17 protein-coding genes and 1 pseudogene are annotated in these 19614 nt (G+C 60.5%); 15 read left to right on the top strand and 3 right to left on the bottom strand.

What is annotated here, in order from left to right:
* The first annotated feature begins 625 nt into the window (after positions 1-625).
* The 3 genes and pseudogenes from GWE18_RS19035 to GWE18_RS19025 all read left to right on the top strand — a co-directional run bounded on the left by GWE18_RS19035 (position 626) and on the right by GWE18_RS19025 (position 1719).
* A complete protein-coding gene (locus tag GWE18_RS19035) occupies positions 626-1063 on the top strand; it encodes a hypothetical protein (protein ID WP_275187243.1) in 438 nt (145 codons plus the stop codon).
* Between the two features lie 11 nt (positions 1064-1074).
* Positions 1075-1248 (top strand): annotated as a pseudogene (locus GWE18_RS19030) (helix-turn-helix domain-containing protein); the annotation flags it as partial.
* Positions 1249-1263: 15 nt separating this feature from the next.
* Positions 1264-1719, top strand: coding sequence for a hypothetical protein (locus GWE18_RS19025; protein WP_275187343.1), 456 nt, complete (start codon positions 1264-1266; stop codon positions 1717-1719).
* A gap of 21 nt (positions 1720-1740) precedes the next feature.
* Here GWE18_RS19025 and GWE18_RS19020 read toward each other — a convergent pair whose 3' ends face one another.
* Positions 1741-2403 (bottom strand): TetR/AcrR family transcriptional regulator, encoded by a 663-nt coding sequence (locus GWE18_RS19020; protein WP_275187242.1) that lies wholly within the window; start codon positions 2401-2403, stop codon positions 1741-1743.
* A 118-nt stretch (positions 2404-2521) separates the two neighbouring features.
* Here GWE18_RS19020 and GWE18_RS19015 point away from each other — a divergent pair, with 118 nt between their 5' ends.
* The 11 genes from GWE18_RS19015 (at position 2522) to GWE18_RS18965 (ending at position 15329) form a co-directional block, all read left to right on the top strand.
* Positions 2522-3442 carry a sensor histidine kinase gene (locus GWE18_RS19015; protein ID WP_275187241.1) on the top strand — a complete coding sequence of 307 codons (921 nt, stop codon included), beginning with the start codon at positions 2522-2524 and terminating at the stop codon, positions 3440-3442.
* Positions 3439-4566: an efflux RND transporter periplasmic adaptor subunit gene (locus GWE18_RS19010; RefSeq protein WP_275187240.1), complete on the top strand. Its 1128-nt coding sequence runs from the start codon at positions 3439-3441 to the stop codon at positions 4564-4566. Before GWE18_RS19015 ends, GWE18_RS19010 begins: the two co-directional genes overlap by 4 nt.
* Positions 4563-5639, top strand: a complete 1077-nt coding sequence (locus GWE18_RS19005) for an efflux RND transporter periplasmic adaptor subunit (RefSeq protein ID WP_275187239.1) — start codon at positions 4563-4565, stop codon at positions 5637-5639. Before GWE18_RS19010 ends, GWE18_RS19005 begins: the two co-directional genes overlap by 4 nt.
* Positions 5636-8788 (top strand): efflux RND transporter permease subunit, encoded by a 3153-nt coding sequence (locus tag GWE18_RS19000; RefSeq protein ID WP_275187238.1) that lies wholly within the window; start codon positions 5636-5638, stop codon positions 8786-8788. The genes GWE18_RS19005 and GWE18_RS19000 overlap by 4 nt, the downstream gene beginning before the upstream one ends.
* A gap of 16 nt (positions 8789-8804) precedes the next feature.
* The gene (locus tag GWE18_RS18995) at positions 8805-9305 is read left to right on the top strand and encodes a hypothetical protein (protein ID WP_275187237.1); all 501 of its coding nucleotides are present in this window, start codon (positions 8805-8807) and stop codon (positions 9303-9305) included.
* A gap of 676 nt (positions 9306-9981) precedes the next feature.
* Complete coding sequence (locus tag GWE18_RS18990) at positions 9982-10266, top strand: DUF3551 domain-containing protein (RefSeq protein ID WP_275187236.1); 285 nt, start codon at positions 9982-9984, stop codon at positions 10264-10266.
* A gap of 444 nt (positions 10267-10710) precedes the next feature.
* The gene (locus GWE18_RS18985; RefSeq protein WP_275187235.1) at positions 10711-11883 is read left to right on the top strand and encodes a DUF3734 domain-containing protein; all 1173 of its coding nucleotides are present in this window, start codon (positions 10711-10713) and stop codon (positions 11881-11883) included.
* 30 nt (positions 11884-11913) lie between these two features.
* On the top strand, positions 11914-12705 hold the full coding sequence (locus GWE18_RS18980) for an acetoacetate decarboxylase (protein WP_275187234.1): 792 nt from the start codon (positions 11914-11916) through the stop codon (positions 12703-12705).
* An 85-nt stretch (positions 12706-12790) separates the two neighbouring features.
* The gene (locus GWE18_RS18975) at positions 12791-13579 is read left to right on the top strand and encodes a 3-hydroxybutyrate dehydrogenase (protein WP_275187233.1); all 789 of its coding nucleotides are present in this window, start codon (positions 12791-12793) and stop codon (positions 13577-13579) included.
* A gap of 118 nt (positions 13580-13697) precedes the next feature.
* Positions 13698-14060, top strand: coding sequence for a hypothetical protein (locus tag GWE18_RS18970; protein ID WP_275187232.1), 363 nt, complete (start codon positions 13698-13700; stop codon positions 14058-14060).
* A 246-nt stretch (positions 14061-14306) separates the two neighbouring features.
* Positions 14307-15329, top strand: a complete 1023-nt coding sequence (locus GWE18_RS18965; protein ID WP_275187231.1) for an alcohol dehydrogenase catalytic domain-containing protein — start codon at positions 14307-14309, stop codon at positions 15327-15329.
* A 656-nt stretch (positions 15330-15985) separates the two neighbouring features.
* On the opposite strand, the gene GWE18_RS18960 is transcribed toward GWE18_RS18965, so the two are convergent.
* Both GWE18_RS18960 and GWE18_RS18955 read right to left on the bottom strand, forming a co-directional pair.
* Positions 15986-17287, bottom strand: a complete 1302-nt coding sequence (locus GWE18_RS18960) for an integrase family protein (protein ID WP_275187230.1) — start codon at positions 17285-17287, stop codon at positions 15986-15988.
* Positions 17288-17549: 262 nt separating this feature from the next.
* A complete protein-coding gene (locus GWE18_RS18955; RefSeq protein WP_275187229.1) occupies positions 17550-18056 on the bottom strand; it encodes a hypothetical protein in 507 nt (168 codons plus the stop codon).
* Positions 18057-18766: 710 nt separating this feature from the next.
* Between GWE18_RS18955 and GWE18_RS18950 the strand changes: the two genes are divergently transcribed.
* Entirely contained in the window at positions 18767-19297 is a 531-nt protein-coding gene (locus GWE18_RS18950; RefSeq protein WP_275187228.1) for a hypothetical protein, read from the top strand.
* Positions 19298-19614 lie beyond the last annotated feature (317 nt).

Here is a 19614-nt window from a genome sequence, read left to right as displayed (position 1 = left end):
CCGACGAACGCGTGCAGCCAGGCAACCAAGGATATCGTAACGCCCAGCAGCAAGCTCAGGCCCACGAGAGACAGAGCCACGACCAGGTTCAGGAATGCGAGCGCAAGCCCCGGCCATGGATTTTCCTTTGCGAGCGACCACAAAAGTGTTGACATTCTCGACCTCATAAATACACTAAACCGTATAGTTAATATACATCCCGAACCGCGGGATGTGTCAAGAGCGAAGACTCACAAGCTCGTGTTCAGGCTGTTTGAAGGGCGGGGGAATCGGAGCGTGACGCTGCATTTCCCGTTCGAAAGAGGGATACCTCAGCAGAAGAAGGGATTCTTTATGTTCAAGTACACATTAGTCGTCGTACTGGCGGGGCTGTTCGGCAATGGGGCTGCCTTTGCGCAGGAGAACCGCGGCACTGCTGAGCAGAGGGCCGCATGCGCGTCTGACGCTTTCCGGCTGTGCACGAGCTACATCCCTAGCCCCACGAATGTGGAGGCCTGTCTCAGGCAAAGAAAGTCAGACCTGAGCGACGCTTGCAGAGACGTCTTCGAGCACGCTGCGGCGGCTACTTCGGTCAGGACCATAGGATCGCGCCGGTACCGGGGCGCAAGGGATGAGGAATGATAACATGAACTGGATGTACATTCCTGCTTTCGCCGCGTTCGGGGGCTCGGCCTTCGGAGCGATCTCCACGATCGTGGCTGGATGGGTGACTCGGCGCCGCAGGGTTGGCGAGCGCCACTACGCCCGCTCGATTTCCAAGCGCGAGCGGCTCTATCGAAGCTTCATTGAGGAAGCCTCCCGACTCTACGCCGACGCGCTCGTCAGCGACAAATCCGAGATTCCGCAACTGGTCAATCTGTATGCGCTCATCGGGCGGATGAGGATTCTGTCCAGCGATGGCGTGGTTCAAGCCGCGGAGCGGGCAGGTCGCGTGATCATCGAAACCTACCTGTCACCAAACCGCGAATTTGGCGATCTGCCTGAGTTCTTGGAGGAAATGGATCCCTTGCGTGGCTTTGGGGAAGCCTGCCGACGTGAATTGCATTCGATTCCATCGCGCTGAGGTCGCAAACGATGCAGGAGCGGATACATCAGGGGGGATCGTCGTGCACTCGTCAGCGGATCATACAGGCAGCGATCCGATCGCACCGCCAAATCGGGTTCAAGAAGACGACCGTCGCCGATATCGCTCGCGGAGCGTCGATGTCGCCCGCTAACGTCTACCGCTTCTTTCCTTCAAAGCAGGCGATCGAAGAGGCGATCGTGGCGGATCTGTTCGAACACGTTTCCGCGGCCGCAACGCTCGCGGCTCGCGGCGGCTCCACTCTAAAGGGTCTAAGGGCTGCTTTGAGGGCAATCTCGCAGCTGCACGAACATCGGCTGAAGAACGACAGCAAACAACACGAATTGATCGCGGCGGCAGTACACGAGAACTGGGCGGTCGCCTTGTCTTACGTAGACCGGATCCAAGGGCTTGTGCGCGCGATCATCGCTGACGGACAGGCGAGCGGCGAATTGCGACCGGGAAGTCCGATGGCGATGACCTGTTGCCTGCTTGAAGCAATGGACGGGTATCTCAATCCGTCGCGGATCAACGCGGCTACCGTTCGGCCCGCGTTTGACGAGATGATGGATTTCTGCGCAGGCGCCCTGCGTCATGCTCCGTGGGGTCAGTCCCTGGCCGCCGACTTGGATCCCAAAGCCGTGGCGCAAGGATAGCGAGCGAGGTCTGTGGCTGATTCACGGCCTCCAATCTGCTTCGCAAGCCGCAAGAAAGAAGTTGACCCGTTCGTGCAAGAACGTCGGCAGCTCTTTTCTGAGATCCTTCAGTTCCTCACCCATCAGCGATCTCATAAGCATCGGAAGCAGGATGAGATCCATGAACATCTGCGCGGTCGCAACGCTCCGCTTTGCGCCGAAGGGTCCTTTGGCTGAGCGCGCGAGCCTCTGCGTTGCCTCGTTCAAGAGCTGTGAAACTGCCCCAGCCGCGCGGTCACGCGCCGCGTCGTGAACATTACGGCTCAACTCGGGAAATCGCCGCGCCTCGGCGATCGTCGCCCGCGTGAGGTCCAACGTGTCCTCGACGAATCTCTCCACGATTTCGATGCCGAGATTGGTGAGCTTTTCCTGGATGGTGCGGCCTGCCGGCGTGAACCCCTCGAAGTCAGTCAACCCGCTGATGGTGCGGGCCACCACAGCCACGAACAGTGCCTCCTTGCCGGGGAAATGGGCATAGATGGTCGGTTTGCTCGCAGGGGCCAACTCGGAGATATCGTCGATGCTGGCACTCCGAAAACCTTTCTCGAGAAAGAGCTGCTGGGCTGCATCGAGAATCCGTGCCTGGACGTCGCCCGCAAGGTCCTTGGGTGGTCTCCCGCGCTTCGGGCTTTTGTTCTTCGCCATCACGATCTCCTAATCACGAGCTTGTGCGCACGTAGATCCCGCTTGACATGCCGAGAAAAGGAATGCAAGAAAAGAAAATATACGGTATAGTTTATTTGATCTGCTGCAGACGGCTTTGATGGCCAGGCCTGCGACAGCTCATCCGGCACAATCTGAGGAGATCGTCGTGACTATGTGCAGTGCGGATTCGCCAATTGTGGAGCAGGGCATTCTGCTGCGCGAATTGAATCACCGGATCAATAGTGGGCTCGCCTCGGCGATCAACCTGGTCTCGGCCGCGGTCGTCCGAGTTGAGGGGCCTGAGGCCAAGCGCGCCTTAAGCGACGTGGTCGAACTGTTGCATGGTCATGCCGATGTGCAACAGGCACTCGAAATGCCCAGGGGCAAGGCGCTGATCGACGCCGCGACATACATCCGCATGATGGGCTGCGCCGTGCGCCGCGCCTGTCTGGATCGAATGAATATTCGGTTGGCATTCGCGACGCAATCTCTCCCGCTTCGGCCGGAGCGCTGCCGGCGGCTTGGACTGATTGTTCATGAACTCGTAACCAATGCTGCCAGGAATGCATGCTTTGACGCACGAGACGGACAAATCAAGATCAAGCTAACGCGCATCGGCGCGCTGGTGAACTGTGTGGTCGCGGACAACGGTTCGCGGTGCGGACGGAGCGCCTCGGACCGCGGACTTCGAATCAGCAATGACCTTGCCAAGGATCTCAGCGGTCGGATCGAGCGCGGCTTCGGCACGGAGTCCACGTCTGTCATTTTGTCGTTCCCGCTAACGGAGCGTGAGCAACAGGCGAACTGGACGATGGCAACGCGCCAGATGAGACCGCCGCGCCCACCGAGAGCAGTCGGTTTTGATGCCTCGGGAACGGGAGCGGGAGCGGCCGTTTCAAATCAGAGCAGCCGCCCTGTTGCAACTCGATCGAATCCGGAACTGCCTCGCGAGCACCGCAGCGAGTTGGGGTCAGTCCGCCAAGCGCCCGATGCGTTGGGCGAATTGTTGTCACCCTGCCACCGCACGGACGCGCTATGAAACCCCAGTCTTCGAACCACATCCACACCGTTCAAATTAACGGCACGTTCAAGGCTCTCGTCGGGCTCGCGGCCGCGCTTTTCGCGACGGTGGTCAGCGGCTGCACCGATCACGCAGCTGCTCCGACGGCGCGCGTCGCGTTCGTGCGCACGGAGATCGTACAGCCGCGCGATCGGCAAGCCTCCATCACGCTGACCGGTGAGGTTCAGGCGCGCTTCCGCGCCGATCTCGCCTTCCGCGTCAGTGGCCGCGTGCTCGCGCGCTACGTCGATGTCGGCGCCCACGTCAAGGCCGGCGAAGTGTTGGCCGTACTCGATCCCGCCGAGCAGGAAGCCGATGTCGATGCCGCGACCGCGGCAGTGCTGGCCGCAGAATCTCAGCTACGCGTGGCCAAGGCAACCTTCGAACGGCAGAAGGCGCTAATCGCAAGCGGTTTCACCACGAGGACGGTCTACGATCAGGCGCAGGAAGGATTGCGAACTACGGAAGGTGTGCTTGAAGCGGCAAAAGCGCAACTCGGAACGTCAAAGGAAGCCCTTGGCTATACTGCGTTGCGCGCCGAAGCGGCAGGCGTCATCACCGCGCGAAATCTGGAAGTCGGTCAGGTGGTGCAGGCCGCGCAACCCGTTTTCTCCTTGGCGCAGCACGGGGAACGGGATGCCGTCTTTGATGTCTACGAATCCATCTTCTTCGGCGATCTCGACGGCGGCCACGTATCGCTGGCGCTTGTCTCCGACGCAGGCGTGACGGCGAACGGGTATGTCAGGGAAGTCTCGCCGGCGATTGACGCGAAGAGCTCGACGATCCGCGTCAAGGTGGCGATCCAGGATCCACCGGCAGCGATGACGCTTGGAAGCGCCGTCGCAGGAACCGTCAAGGCGAAAGCCGAGCAGCAGATCGCATTGCCCTCGAGTGCATTGATGGCGGCGGGGTCGAAGCCCGCGGTCTGGACCGTCGATCCGGCGACCAAAACGGCTGCTCTCAAGCCGGTGATGATCGGCGGTTATGAAGCCCGCGAGGTGCTGATCAGGGAGGGTCTCAAGCCCGGCGAGCGCGTCGTGATCGATGGTGGAAAGCTGCTGAGCGTTGGCCAGGCCGTGACGTATGAGGGAGACCGGTCATGAAGAGGCGCGCCATGATTGCAGCCGGCACGTTTGCGTCGGCACTGGCATTGGCTGGATGTCAGCAGGAGGCGAAGGCGCCCGAGCCAGTGCGGCCCGTGCTGTCGATGGTGCTTGAGCCGAGTGGCTTGGACGGCACCGTCGCGGTGGGCGTTGTTGAACCGCGGTACAAGACCAATCTTGCCTTCCGCGTGTTGGGACGTCTGACTGCACGTCCCGTCTACGTTGGGGACCTCGTTAATCAAGGGCAAACCGTCGGCATCATCGATGCGACAGCTCTTGAACTCGCCGTGCGCTTGGCGAAGGCTGAGCTTGCAAAGGCCGAGGCGCAGCTGGCGACCGCAAGGGCAACGGAGGAGCGGCAGCGAACCCTCATCACAAGCGACGCGACGACAAGGCAGACGCTGGACAATGCGGAGCAGGCGCGTGCGGGTGCCGACGCATCGGTGGCGCATGCACAGGCAAACCTGACCAAGGCCCTTGAGCAACTTGGCTACGCGCAACTCAAGGCCGATTTCGCTGGTGTCGTCACGGCGGTGGGCGCAGAGGTCGGACAGGTGGTCTCTCCTGGCCAAAATGTCGTGACAGTTGCGAGGCCCGACATCAGGGAGGCGGTGGTCGATATCGGGGAGGATTTCCCGGTGCCGCTTGAAATTGACTTGCCATTCACCGTCGGCTTACAGCTGCTCCCCGCGGTTCAGGTCGAAGGCAAGATTCGCGAGATCGCGCCGCAGGCCGACCCGGTAACGCGCCTGCGGCGGGTCCGCATCGCGCTGAACAATCCGCCTGAAACCTTCCGACTCGGCGCGACCGTCACGGCGAAGTTCGGCAACGAGCAAAACCCGATCTTGCGGCTGCCTACATCGGCGGTGCTCGCCAGGGACGGCGCCTATTTCGCCTGGGTTGTCGATCAGCGGGCGAACACGGTGTCGCTGCACAAGGTCGATCTTGCCACGGACCAGGCGGGCGCCCGCGTCACCGGCGGGCTTCTCCCTGGCGCGCGCATTGTGACTGCCGGAATCCACAGCCTCAAGCAAGGACAGCAAGTCCGTATCGAACAGGATCAGAAGCCATGAAGTCGTTCAACCTTTCCGACTGGGCGCTCGAACATCGTTCGCTCGTCTGGTATTTCATGATCGCCTTCATGGCGGCAGGCCTCTTTGCGTACCTTCAGCTTGGTCGTCAGGAAGATCCCGACTTCACCATCAAGACCATGGTGATTCAGGCCCAGTGGCCGGGCGCATCGCCCGAAGAGATGACGCGCCAGGTCACCGACAGGATCGAGAAGAAGCTCGAGGAGCTGGAATCGCTCGACTACACCAAGAGCGTGACGGTTGCCGGCGAGACCACCGTATTCGTCTATCTGCGCGACACGACAAAGGCGGCTGACGTCAAGCCGACCTGGCTCCGGGTCCGCAACATGATCGCGGATATCAAAGGCAGCTTTCCGCAAGGGGTAATCGGGCCTGGCTTCAATGATCGCTTTGGCGATGTGTTCGGCAATATCTACGCCTTCACCAGCGACGGCCTGACCCAGCGTCAGCTGCGCGATCATGTCGAGGACATCCGCGCCAAGGCATTGACCGTACCGAATGTGGGTAAGGTCGACATTTTGGGCGCGCAGGACGAAGTGATCTATCTCGAATTCTTCACACGGAAGGTCGCAGCCCTTGGCCTTGATGTCCGCTCGATCATGGCTTCCCTGCAGGGACAAAACGCGGTCACTCCGTCCGGGGTATTTCAGGAGGGTCCCGAGCGCATCAGCGTGCGCGTGAACGGCCAATTCACGTCGGAGGCAAGCCTGAAGGCGGTCAATCTTCGAATCAACGACCGCTTCTTTCCGTTGACTGATGTCGCGACCATCACGCGCGGCTATGTCGATCCGGCCAAGACCTTGTTCAGGTACAACGGCCAGCCCGCGATCGCGCTTGCCATCGGCATGAAGTCTGGCGCAAACCTCCTTCACTTCGGCGAGGCGCTGAAGGAGGAAATGTCAAAGGTCATCGCCGATCTGCCGGTCGGTTTCGGAGTGCATCTGATCGCGGATCAGCCCGTCGTCGTCGAGCATGCCGTGTCGGGCTTCACCCACGCGCTGTTTGAGGCCGTGGTCATCGTTCTCGCCATCAGCTTTCTCAGCTTAGGCATGCGCGCCGGGCTTGTCGTCGCAATTGCGATCCCGCTGGTTCTCGCCATTACCTTCGTGGTGATGGCCTATGCCGACATTTCATTGCAGAGAATTTCACTGGGTGCATTGATCATCGCGCTGGGCCTTCTGGTCGATGACGCGATGATTGCCGTCGAAATGATGGTAGCCAGGCTGGAGGCCGGCGATCCCCTGGAGAAGGCGGCGACCCACGTCTATACGTCGACCGCTTTGCCCATGCTGACGGGCACACTGGTCACGATCGCCGGCTTCATCCCGATCGGCCTCAACAGCAGCAATGCCGGCGAGTTCACCTATACACTGTTCGTTGTGATTGCGGTGTCTTTGATCGTGTCGTGGATCGTCGCGGTCCTGTTCACGCCGCTGCTCGGCGTCACCATCCTGCCCGCCAAAATGAAAGGCCATCACGGGAAAAAGGGCCGGTTGGCGCAGATGTTCTCGAATCTGCTCCTCGTCTGCATGCATCACCGATGGATCACCATCTCGGTGACGGTTGCAGCCTTCCTCCTTGCCGTGTTCGGAATGCAGTTCGTGCAGCAGCAGTTCTTCCCCTCGTCGGACCGCGATGAGCTGGTAATCGACTGGAATCTGCCACAGAACGCCTCGATTGCCGACACCAATGCGCAGATGGCGCGCTTCGAGCGCGAACAGCTGCAGGGCAATGATTCGGTCGAACATTGGTCGACCTATGTCGGCATCGGCGCACCACGTTTCGTGCTGTCATTCGACGTGCAGACTGCGAATACATGGTTCGGCCAGATGGTGGTCATGACCAAAGGCGGAATCAAGGCGCGCGACCGCGTCAAGGCACAGTTCGAGACCTATTTGAAGAACACGTTTCCCGGGACCGACACCTACGTCAAGTTACTCGAGGTCGGCCCGCCGGTGGGACGTCCCGTGCAATACCGCGTGAGCGGACCCGACATTGCGAAGGTGAGGGATCTCGCGCAGAAGCTCGCCGGCATCGTCCGGAGCAGCCCCGATCTCGGCAACGTCGTGTTCGACTGGATGGAGCCTGCGCGCGTCGTCAAGGTCGACGTTCTCCAGGACAAGGCGCGACAGCTCGGCGTGACGTCGGAAGACATCTCGACGACCTTAAACTCCGTGCTTGAGGGCATGCCAATCACCCAGGTTCGCGACAGCATCTACCTCGTGAATGTCACGGGACGGGCTACCGCGTCGGAGCGCGCCTCGATCGATACGCTGCGGGACCTGCAATTGACCGGGCTCGGCGGTCAATCGGTGCCGCTCGGGGCCGTGGCCAATCTGCGCTACGAAATCGAGCAGCCGACGATCTGGCGGCGCGCGCGGATTCCCACAATCACGCTGAAAGCGGGCATCGTCGGTGACGTCCAGCCGAAGACGATCGTGGACCAGCTCGCGCCGAAGCTGGCGGAGTTCGAGAAGGAGTTGCCGGCCGGATATTCGGTGGCAATCGGCGGCTCGGTGGAGGAGAGCGCCAAGAGCCAGGCGCCGATCATGGCCGTCGTTCCGCTGATGCTCTTCGTCATGGCCACGATCCTGATGGTTCAGCTGCAGAGCTTCCATCGCTTGTTCCTGGTGTTCGCGGTCGCGCCGCTCGCCGTGATCGGTGTCGTCATGGCCATGCTGCCGAGCGGCGCACCTCTGGGCTTCGTTGCCATTCTTGGCGTGCTGGCGCTGATCGGCATCCTGGTCCGAAACTCGGTGATCCTGATTGTGCAGATTGAGGATCTGAGGAAGGAGGGACGCCCGGCCTGGGAGGCCGTTGTGGAAGCGACCGAGCAACGCATGCGGCCGATCGTCCTGACCGCGGCTGCGGCAAGTCTCGCGCTGATTCCGATTGCACGCGAGATCTTCTGGGGGCCGATGGCCTACGCGATGATGGGCGGCATCATCGTTGGCACGCTGCTGACGCTCTTGTTCATGCCGGCGCTGTACGTAGCGTGGTTCCGGATCCATCCTGATCACGGCGAGGGCCGGCCAACGCCTGAGTCCGTTGACCCGGTGCACGACACCCATTCGTCGAACTCGACTTTCGCGCAGAACGCGCCGGTGCCTGTCCTCGAAACGCAAATCTAGAACGAAGGAAACCATGATGACCTGGACGACAATCTTGAAGCTGTCCGTGACGCTCGCAACGATTTCGCTGGTGCCGACTGCGGGATTTGCGCAATTCCCTGGTCCTCCTCCGATGGGGCCCGGCGGTCCTCCGCCGATCGCCGCCGGCGGTCCTCCGGCGTTCGGAGGTCATCCTCCCATGGGGCCAGGCGGTGCGCCCCGTGCCGGCTTCGGCGGTCCGGCTCCTCGCCTGGGCGCCGGCCCTGGTCCTCGCGGCGATGTCAGGGCGCTTGGCGGCGTCCGTGCCGCGGGTCGCGGCGGACCGGCGGTTGCACGCTCGGTCCAGGCTCGCTCTGCTTCGGTCAGCTACAGCCGTTTCGGAAGCTATGGCGATGGCGGGCGGCGATACGGATACGGTGCTGCCCACGCCGCTGGAGCCTATGCCGGCTATGGCTATGGCCGATCGAACTATGGGTATTCCGATAGCGACTGCTACTACGTCTACAAGCGGTACAGGCGCATTCTGGTCTGCAACTAGGCATCGCGAACTCGGGCCGGACGGACCTCATCCTGCGAACACTGCGATGGATATTGTAAGCGCCTTGGCTTCGCTGGTGCGCGTAACGGAGACCGGCTCATTCTCAGCCGTTGCCCGCGAGCGGAAGGCTGCGGTCGCACGCCAGATTTCCTTCCTCGAGCAGCACTTCGGCGTGCGGCTTGTCGGACGACGTGCAACACGGGGATGTGAATCATTCTTCCTTGACCGACTCTGCTCGGTCGGGGTTATAGATAAACTATACCGTATAGTGTATTAATGATGAGTCGCGGCAATTTCGAAGACGTTGCCGCATTCCGTAACCGGTAGAGAAACTGAATCATGAAGCTCAATCTTCTGTCGGCTGCACTGATAACCGCAGCTTTACTAACGACACCCGCTGTGGCTTGGGACAGCCAAGTGACTTCACAGCGTCTCACGGCGAACGCTAACGCGCGTACCCCGATGGGCGCGCATAGTACGTACGGGAAAGCCTGCTGCCATAGTCGCGCTAGGGATCTGCCCAATCGCGCTGATCGCGATGTGTGGGGCCACTGGGGCGCCTATTACGGGCCCATGGTTCACGTTCCTTAGGCCGAAAAAGTCACCAGAAGCACGTGAGACAAGCGCGTTCGGATCCGGCGGGTTATGGCCGAGACTCAAAAGCACGGAGAGCAACATGAACAAGACTATCGCCTTCAGCACGATTGCCGCGGCGACACTGGCCGGCGCGACGCTCTTGAGCGCTGCAGAGCCGGTCGCCGCAAGAGAGTACGAATACTGCCGAGAAGACTATTCGTCAGGCATGCGACAGTGCGGCTTCGAAACGGTGGAGCAGTGCGTCGCCATGATTTCCGGTCGCGGCGGCAGCTGCGTTCGAAATCCTCTGCTGTCCGAGGCGAGCGCCTCCTACGCTCGCGCGCCGAAGCGCCACGGCCATACGCGTCGTCAACGAGCGGATTAACCGCCAACGGACCGCGTCTGGTCTGTTTTTGCGCCAGAACTTTTGCGTGCGAACCGTCAATTGCCTTTCAACCGGCCATGGTCGCGGAGAGTTGCGCCGGCACGCCGACGACTTCATCGATGTCAGGCTACTGCAACAAAGAATCGGCCGTGGTCATGTGCCTCGGGCGAACGGCAGACGCGCGAGGGATGCTCTTGACCGCTGCGTCCAGGCGGTGATTGGGCTCCGCATTTGGTTCCGAGTGCGCGTGTGGCTCGCCAAAATCCAACGACGAACGTAGGAGCCTCAATCAGTTGCAGCACCAGCTTGTGAACGCGCTCGCTTGACAGCGCAGTTAATAAACTATACGGTATATTTTACTAATTCAGGTCATGAACCCCCGCTACGACCGCGTTCCGGACAGAAACGCGGGCGTGGGCAATCGCAAATCAAGAGCACAGAACCATGAACTTTCAGCCTCGATCACACCTCACGACCGTCGACCGGCGTCCGCCGTTCGATTGCATAGCGTTGCTCTTACAGGGCGGAGGCGCTCTGGGGGCTTACCAGGGAGGCGTCTACGAGGCCTTGGCCGAAGCCAACATCCATCCCGATTGGATTGCCGGCATTTCGATTGGAGCGATTAACGCTGCAATTATCGCGGGCAATCCCCCCAATTCACGGGTGGAGCGGCTTCGCGAGTTTTGGACGCAGGTGACGTTGGACGCGCCATGGCATTGGTCAGACACGCCGTTCACCGATTCGATGAACAGTGACCACACCCGTAATTTTCTCAATCAGATGAATGCGAGCTTTGCTGCGGTGTTTGGCGCAAGCGGATTTTTTTCTGCGCGGCCACTGGCGCCATGGCTACAAGCGGGTGGAACGCTTGCCGCCACGAGCATCTACGACACGGGCGCGCTGAAGACGACACTGGAGCGCCTCGTCGATTTCGATCGTATCAACGCCGGCATGACGCGGTTCAGCGCAGGTGCCGTCAATGTGAGGACCGGCAATCTGGTCTATTTCGACACTGCCACGCATACGATTCGGTCCGAGCACATCCTGGCGAGTGGGGCGCTACCGCCGGGCTTTCCGGCGGTCGAAATCGATGGCGAACACTATTGGGATGGCGGCCTGGTATCAAACACACCGTTGCAATATGTGATCGAGTGTGGCGCCCGTCAGGACACGCTTGTGTTTCAGGTCGATCTCTGGAGCGCGCGCGGCCAGATTCCGCGCAATTTGGCCGACGTCGTTACGCGTCAAAAGGAGATCCAATACTCGAGCCGCACGCGAGCGAGCACGGACCAGTTCAAGAGCCTGCACCGGTTGCAGCGAGAGCTGGCAGCTCTCTTGAGCAGGCTGCCTGAAGATCTGCGCGAGCAAGAGGACGTCAGGCTGCTCAGGACGGCTGCCTCTCACAACGTGCACAGCCTCGTCCATCTGATCTATCGCGCGCGGGACTACGAAGGCCACTCCAAGGACTACGAGTTTTCCCGCCTCTCGATGCAGGATCATTGGCGCGCCGGTTATCACGACGCATTACGCACCCTTCGTCACCCCGAGGTGCTGGCCCGTCCGACAACTGCGGATGGCGTCTCCACGTTCGACCTTGAGCAGGATGGTCGCGAGTAGGCCAAGCCGGTCAGTCGCAGGAGAAATGAAATGCACGAGAATGAAGTCGCGAGGCGGGCGTTTGCGATGCCGCTCACCAGTCCGGCCTATCCGCCGGGGCCGTATCGCTTCGCGAACCGCGAATACCTGATCATTACCTATCGCACCGATCCGGCGAAGCTGCGATCAGTTGTTCCGGCTCCGCTCGAATTTGATGAACGCGAGGCGCTGGTCAAGTACGAATTCATCCGCATGCCGGATTCCAGTGGTTTTGGCGACTACACCGAGAGCGGCCAAGTCATCCCGGTATCGTTCCGCGGTCGCAGGGGCGGTTATACCCACTGCATGTTCCTGAACGATGAGGGGCCGATCGCCGGCGGCCGGGAGCTCTGGGGCTTTCCGAAAAAGCTCGGCCAGCCGACGTTGCAAACCGAGGTCGACACCCTCATTGGTACTCTGGACTACGGTCCGTTGCGGGTTGCAACCGGCACGATGGGATACAAGCACCGCGAAGCCGACCTGGCGCAAGTCAAGGCCGCTCTCGAGGAGCCGAACTTCCTTCTCAAGATCATTCCGCACGTCGACGGCAGTCCGCGGATCTGTGAGCTCGTCGAGTATCACCTTGAGCAAGTTGTCTTGAAAGGGGCGTGGACCGGACCCGCGGCACTCTCCCTGACGCCTCACGCCTTGGCTCCCGTGGCCGATTTGCCGGTTCTCGAGATCGTGTCCGCGGTTCACATGCGCGCAGATCTTACTCTCGGGCTGGGTAAGGTCGTTCACGACTATCTGCAACAGCCGATCCGACGCCCGCTCCGGAGCTACGAGAGAGCGCTGGTCACATGATGGACGACCGCGATCCGCTGCGCGAGTCCAGAACACCTCCGGCGACGAGCCTTAAGACCGTCACAGATCAACAAGGAAAAGCGAAATGGGTATTCTGAAAGGTAAAGTCGCGGTCGTGACCGGCTCGACGAGCGGCATCGGTCTCGCGTATGCGCGTGCCTTCGCAGGCGCAGGTGCCAACATCGTGCTCAATGGAATGGGTGCGCCGGCCGATGTTGAGAAGGAGCGATCTGCCGTCGAGAGCGATTTCGGGGTGAAAGCCGTCTATTCGCCCGCGGACATGGCCAAGCCGAACGAAATCGCCGAGCTCGTCGCGCTCGGGGAGAAGACCTTCGGCAGCGTGGATGTCCTCGTGAACAATGCCGGCGTCCAGCACGTCGCCCCTATCGAGGAGTTTCCGATCGACAAGTGGAATGCGATCATTGCGATCAACCTGTCCTCCGCCTTCCACACAATCCGTGCAGCCGTGCCCGGCATGAAGCGGCGCGGCTGGGGCCGTATCATCACCACGGCCTCGGCGCATTCGCAGGTCGCTTCCCCCTTCAAGTCGGCCTACGTCGCGGCCAAGCACGGCATCGCGGGTCTCACCAAGACGGTGGCGCTGGAACTGGCCAGGTCGAAAATCACCTGTAACTGCATCAGCCCCGGCTACGTCTGGACGCCGCTGGTAGAGAAGCAGATCCCGAACACGATGAAGGCGCGCAACATGGACAGGGATCAGGTGATCAACGACGTCCTGCTCGCGGCCCAGCCGACGAAGGAATTCGTCACGGTCGAACAGGTGGCTTCGCTGGCGCTGTTCCTTTGTGGCGAAGGCGCCGCGCAGATCACGGGCGCCAACCTCTCTATCGACGGCGGCTGGACGGCCGCGTAGGGCCCGCCGAAATGCACACCGGCTCTTGAAACGCAGCGATAGACCAAGAAGACAACAATACCCAACACCTACGACTGCTGCCTACTGAACATCAACCAATTCCTCTGGAGAGAAGATCATGAACAAGCGACTGATCGCGACTGTCATTAGCTGTGCCTGCCTTACCCTGGCGACGGCTGCCGAAGCCCGAACCTCTTACGACGGTCCCTGGAATCTTACCTTCGTTACACAACGCGGAAGCTGCGATCCGACCTACAATTTCTCAGTGAATATAAACGATGGCGTTGTGACGCATCCCAATCTGGTGAAGTTCAGCGGTCATGTCGGAAGATCGGGCGCGGTTCGCGCGTCGGTGACGGTCCACGACAAATACGCATCAGGGTCGGGGAAGCTGACGCGAGACGGCGGCCGCGGGACCTGGAGCGGCCGCGCAGGAGGTGGGCGCTGTTCGGGATATTGGACCGCGCAACGAAACAACTAGGACGCGATCACGGGATTTAATCCCTTGAAAACGCGACGGTGTGCACCATCGTCGACCTGGCGTTCGAACGCCGACCCCGGCTGGGACAGGTCGTGTGCGTCCGCGCCGGCGAACGGACCGCGGCTCTGCGTACTGCGCTTGAGCGCTATGCCTCAAGTTCGAAGTGCAGGACTAGCGCCGCAGCCGGAGCGTTTGGCCAATTGATGGTGCGGTTAGAGTGTCCAGAAGTTTTGGGAAGGCGGCAAGATGGTGACGAATGCGACAGGTGCCACCCTGGTTTGCCTCGGGCCGAGTAGCAGCTTCGAGGTCCGACAGGTCCTCCGGCGCAAGCCGGCCGCCGGCGAGATCGAGGTTGCCGTCGCGGCGGCGTCGGTAAATCCCATCGATGTACGGCGCGCGCAAGGCTATGGTCGGCGATTGCTGTCGCTTGTGGGGGCAGGTCGGTTTCCCATGGTGCTCGGCAATGATGTCGCCGGCACGGTGACCGCTCTCGGCGACAATGTCGACGCGTTCAAGATCGGCGATCGGGTCTATGGCGTGAAGCCGCCATCGGCCGAGGGGAGCCACGCGAGCCACGTGCTGGTCAAGGCCACGCATGTACTGCTGGCGCGCGCGGGGCAGGACCTCCAGGCGCTGGCGGCACTTCCGTACAGCTTCGTGACCATGTGGCTTGCGGTGCGGGGCGCTGGACTGACCCGGCAGAATGCTGCGGGAAAACAGGTACTCATCCATGGCGCGGCCGGCGGTCTCGGGACCTTGGCCCTCCAGATGATGTCCGCATGGGGGGCAAGCGTGACGGCGATAGCGCGGCCGCCAGACTTCGCCGCCTGCCAGGAGGCTGGCGCGCTCGAGGTGGTGGACAACAGCAAGCCGTTCGCGACGCTGTCACGGACGTTCGACGCCACGCTCAACTTCGCCGCCTGGGACGATGATCTGGCGCTCATCGGCACTCTGCGCGACGGCGCGCTCGGCCATGCGACCACGGTGCATCCGCTGCTCGCAAATTTCGACGAGGTCGGCTGGCTGCGCGGTGCCCTGAAGACGCTTTCCGACAAGCGTCGCCATCGCGCCGCCTTACCGAAGAACGGACGCTATGCCTGGACTGTCTTCAAGCCCGAGACACCCGCCCTGCAGGAGTTGCGCGAACTGGTTGAGCAGCGGCGCGTTGGACTGCCCATTGCCGTTCGGGAATCCCTGGCCGGAGCTGCCCAGGCCTTCGATCACGTGAAGAAGGGGCGGCGGGGACGCGCGCTGATCCTACCGGGCTGACGTGACGATTGGTCAGCACGACGATGAGTCTAAGCTTTTTGGCGGGCAACAAGGCGATTCGCGTGCTCCGTTCGGCGCTGATTGCCATCTTATCCTCGCTTACAGTAGCCCCAGACCTTGAGCGTTCAAGTTCATCAGAAATCTTGAACCGGTCCGGTGAGAGCTCGGCGTCCCTCACGGCTACGTCTCCTTGCGAAAGCGCGATGGCTACATGCCATGGACAGCCAACGGAAATTGAAGGGTGGCCAGAATTTGGAACGAGGTGCGATCGGTTTGAGACAAGGTCGAAGTATTGACCAAGCCAGCGGCATATGAAGGGGAGTTCTTGGCTGCAAACGGCGCGTGTTCGGCAGACGGTACCCACTTCCGGCCGTAGCTCAAGCGGTGGGTTTTGGTTCAGGACGGTCGAAAATGCTTGATCTTTCAATGGGGATTGACTGACACTCTCTCCGCCGCAGCACTGTTCTCCTCTGTATCCGATCGTTCAAACCGACAGCAAAACAATGAGTAGCGCGACAATGATTGTCGTGGCCAATTCCGCAGTGTTACCCCCAGTCACCGCGCAAACCGTAGGTTCTGAGCGCGGGGTTGGAGGACGGATCTCGCGACGAAGAGCACTTGCCGGCCAAGGACAACGACAATCCACAGCTTGCACTCTACGCAGCCATCGACATCGTCTCAGATCTGGCTCCTGGTTCTGCCTGATCGGCAGTCTCCTCGACCTTCGCACTTCCGAGCCATCGCGCTAGCGAAAGATCACGCTTCACTTCGAGGCCATGGACAACCAACTCTGATATTCCTTGCTGCCGTTGACGCAGGTGATCCCTTAACAAACGATCACGCGTGATGTACCCGGCGTTCACACCGGGAAGCGAATGGTTCATCAACAGATGAATGTCGAGCTCTGAAACACCTGCCGCTTGCGCGAGCGTGCGATAGCTCTGCCGCAGATCGTTACCCCATTTGGAAAGGACATTTCGCTCTTCCTTGTGCTCCACGAGATGTCCTGATTCACTGTCGGCTGGAAACAACCACGATTTCCCTTGCTCGGGATACATGATCCGCCCCCACCTGATTGCGCGGATGATGCAGCGGATCATCGGCCGCGATAGTGGGATGTCGAATGCCTTCTCCTCGCCACCCTTGGGCTTCGGGATATGGATGAGCCTTTCTCGTAGACCGATGTGCTCCATGCGGACCTTTTTAAGCGCTGCTGGTCGTGATCCACTGAGAACTGTCAAAAGGTGAAATTCCCGCCTTAACGGGTTGTCCAGTGCGTAAAGCTCCTTAAGCCAACCGCTGATGTCGTTTGGTCCCATCCCCGTGTTGCGTCGATGCTCCTTGTTCCAATCGATAGCGGAGACCGGATTCGCGGCAGGCAGTTCGGTATTGCTTTTCAGGGCATGGTTGTAGACTGCTCGCAGACTGCGCATAGCCCCATTGGCAATGTAGGGGCCGTTTTCCTTCGTAATCTTGTCGTGGCGTTCAACAACAAAATTCGGCTGTCGGCCAAGCCGAGCAAGTGGATTGTCGAGCCAGTCCTTAAACAGCCGCTCCATGTGATCTCGATAGTTTTCAACCGTCCCTGAGTTTCGACCCTTACGTTTCATATGCGCATCCCGATAGCGCTCCCAGGCCTGCCGAAGCGTTATTGAGCCTGGCTTGATCGTCGGAGCTTCACCAGGACGTTGGCCTTTGGCTATCGACCCGAGTGCTTCCTTGGCCTTGCCTCGCGCTTGACGCGTGGTCATCTCACCAAAATCGCCGAGCTTGACCTGGACTGCGAATTCACGAACGCCATCACGCCAGAACTCACCCTGCGCCATGAAAGTCTTCCGGCGCTTGCCGACGAGCACGAAAAATCCCGGTAGCTCACTATCGCGCACCTTGTATTGCTTCTCCCCCGGGCACAGACGCGCAATGCTCTTGTCGGTGAGAATCTCGCGCTGATCGGCCATGGGTGCCTTCACCATTTTTAGTCTGGGTTTAGTCTGGGGAAGTCCTCGATGAGAATCATCGAGGTCGCGTTACGCCAGGCTACGCCACGGCGCGAAAATCCATGATCGATCAGTATCTTATTGCGAGGGCGAGAGTATGGCGACGTGTCGGCGAGTGCGGTCGACAAGCTCCGAATTCATACTACGAATCTGGGGGTCAGGAGTTCGAATCTCTTCGGGCGCGCCACGTAAACATTCCGGCAGTTCCCATCCGACCTGCCCCTCATCTGCGCTTGAGGCTTTGGAGATGAGCTCGCTCCAGCTCCTCCGAGGCTTTGACCGCCTCATCCAACGACTTGCGGATGTTGCCCACATTGGCGACCGTGGCAGCGCGGAGCGCCGGATAGCTCTTTGTCATGTCAAGGGGGCGACCTTCGATGGCCGAGGCGATCCGCTCTTCCATCGCCATCAAATAGAGATTCTTGATGCTCGAGTTCTCGGCAAGGCGCCGCTCGACGTCCTCGGCCGGCCCGCCTTTCGCACCCTTGAGCTCCAATCCGACGCGGGTTCGACCTTCCCCTGCCACGCTGAGTGTCGCGATGTATCGCATGAGCTCGTATCCGTTCTTGCGGACAATCCAGGTGACCTCGGACGGCTTGTTCGCCTGAATCTCAACGTCCGGCGCGTAGCTGCCAAAGACCGGCGGCAGGTCCGTCGTGCACAGGATCTGTCGCGCCCGATCGAGCGGAACCGGGTAGACCGCGCCCTGGGAACAGGCCGCGACAAGCATCGTGGGCAACAGCGCAAAAAGGATGTTCCGCCTCATCGCCAATTTCCCTCGTTGCAAATCTCGCGAATGCCACCGAGGTCGCCAAACGCGATCGGCGCGACACCGGCGCCGCCCGCCGCACCACGCCATCAAGGCAAGCTACGGCAAAGATGCCAAACACCGGCTAACACAAATGAAGAAAATGTCAGCGGCCTATTAAGCCCTGCTCAACCTCATCGGATGCGTGCTGAACCCCGTCCCGCGACGCTTGGTATGCTTCTTGGGCCTTTTTGATGATGCTGTAGGCGGCCGCCTTGGTGATGACCAAACGTGCGATGGCGGCTCCTGGCACATTGCAGCCCGTCCGGCATGTCTGCTCGGGAGTCGGGTCTCTGAGCAAAACCGGACCGCTTGTGCTCGTTGCGAGCCTTTCGCAGTTTGACCCAAAGCCGACGTTTATGGTTGAGCTTGCCCTGTTCAATCCACATGCGCCTGCGGACCTGGCTGGCGAAGGCTTTGAGCGCCCGCGGCGTGATGCCTTGCCCGATCCAATCAAGCTTACCCCGGCCCGCTTTGCGTCGGCGCGGGCCGCAGCTGAAGCGGCGGCATGCCCGCATAGTAATCGTGGATCATAGGTCGACGTGTCAGATCGCATTTGAGTAAGTCACGCAAGTTATTTTCAAACTTCTTCGTCTAAACAACATCGGACAATTGAAATTCGGGAGCGGCAAATGAGCGCAAAGCTCGTCTTTATTCTCGCGGGCACGTTAGTCGTGGGTGGCTGTAATCTCAGCTCTGACCCGACGGTCTTCCCCTATTCCAAGGATCAGGTCCAAACCATGTTGGTGGACGCAAAGACCACCCTTCCGAGACGCGACGGGCCAGGAGAGATGATAAAGATCTGGGGCGCCGGTCGCTCGGCGAAGGGCGTCAAACTGAATATGAAATATGCAAGCTGGGCGCCCCTGTTGGAGTGCGAGGCCATCATCACTTCGATCACGCCCAAGGAAAGCCGCGTCGTTGCGGATTGCGGCAAAAGCACAAACAGTGACTCCGCAATGAGCCGTACGCAGGGAAGTCTCCGCGCCCCAATGTTCGAGGAGCATATCGCGGCGACGCTCAACAAGCGCGCATTCAATCGAAGCAACGCCGATAGGAAGGAAACCGCGGCCGTGTTCCAGAACCTCCCCGGAATGCAGCGCGAAGCATTGCAGATGAGCGCAGACGAGGCTCGGCAAAGGGCTGCCGAGCGCAGCCGTTAAGTGGATCGGATGTCGGCCGGGTCCGCTTCTGGCACATCACGTCGATGTCGGGGTGATCGACAGGGCCGCGGTCGAAGGGTAACCGGACCACTCGGCGAAATCGGGAATGCAGCCGCCCGCGAGGCGTAGTGCAAAGTCGCAGGATATCGCAGCTTTGCCGATTGGGACGCGTTGCGGCCTGCGGCATCATAGGGGAACAGCAAACGAGTAGTGCCCATCTTCATCGGCCGCGGCGCGCCAAATTGCCAGCATGCGTGCTCTGCGCCAAATAAGTGCGACGTGACGCGAAGCAGTCCAGCCCCGCTTCGACGGGAAAG

The organism is Bradyrhizobium sp. CSA112 (assembly GCF_029051645.1).
Lineage (GTDB): Bacteria > Pseudomonadota > Alphaproteobacteria > Rhizobiales > Xanthobacteraceae > Bradyrhizobium.
The sequence above is the reverse complement of the archived record's forward strand: the minus strand, read 5'-3'. Positions and strand labels throughout refer to the sequence as shown.